The organism is Corynebacterium sp. MSK204 (assembly GCF_030229885.1).
Classification (GTDB): Bacteria; Actinomycetota; Actinomycetes; order Mycobacteriales; family Mycobacteriaceae; genus Corynebacterium.
On the sequence record NZ_JASPGQ010000053.1, the window covers coordinates 1 to 742 of the forward strand.

Below are 742 nucleotides of genomic sequence, written 5' to 3' on the forward strand. Positions count from 1 at the left end.
GCTCAGGTAGCTGCACGTGATTCGAAAGTAATCGAAAAACTCGTCAAAGCCGCCAAGCTACCCAACGCGCTTGCGGCTTTGGAACGCTTTGAAGCACACAGCAACCGAGGGATCACTCCAGACCGTATTGAGCGGTTAGCTACCTGCGACTGGATTACCTACGGCAGAGATCTAACCATCGTGGGAGCTACCGGCACCGGCAAAAGCTTCCTCGCCCAAGGCCTAGCCGTGGCTGCGTGCCGGCATAAACTAACCGCACGCTACTTTAGACTCGCCGACTTAGCCGACGAGTTCGACGCCACAGCCGACGCTGCCTATGAGCGCAAAGCCCTCCTTGAGGAACTGACAAAGCCGGCTGTGTTGGTCATCGACGACTTCCTGGCCACGGACGTATCTGCCTTCGCCTTAGCCCAGGTATTCAACCTCCTGGTCAAGCGGGAGCATTCCTCAACCGTCATCGTCAGCCAGCACGAGCCGGAATACTGGTACAGCGTCTTTAGTGAAAACGCGATCGCCGACGCTGTCCTATCCCGACTTGCAAACAACGGCAGCAAACTCACCCTCATCGGTGAAGACATGCGCACCCGTGACGACTTCCAAGAAGAAAGGGGAACACTTAGCAAACAGCTCAAGCAACGTCAACGGTCCAAACGATAAGCGGGGGTAAAACCGGCTACCGGGCGGCTACCGCCACCCCGGTACCTGGTACCGCCTTACCGGTCCCTAAAACAAGCCCGCGTCA

Annotated in this window: 1 protein-coding gene; it reads left to right on the forward strand. The window is 57.1% G+C overall.

The features are described 5' to 3' along the window. Positions 1 to 657: ATP-binding protein (locus QP908_RS11745; RefSeq protein ID WP_239270173.1), on the forward strand; the 657-nt coding region annotated here is incomplete at its 5' end. Positions 658 to 742 lie beyond the last annotated feature (85 nt).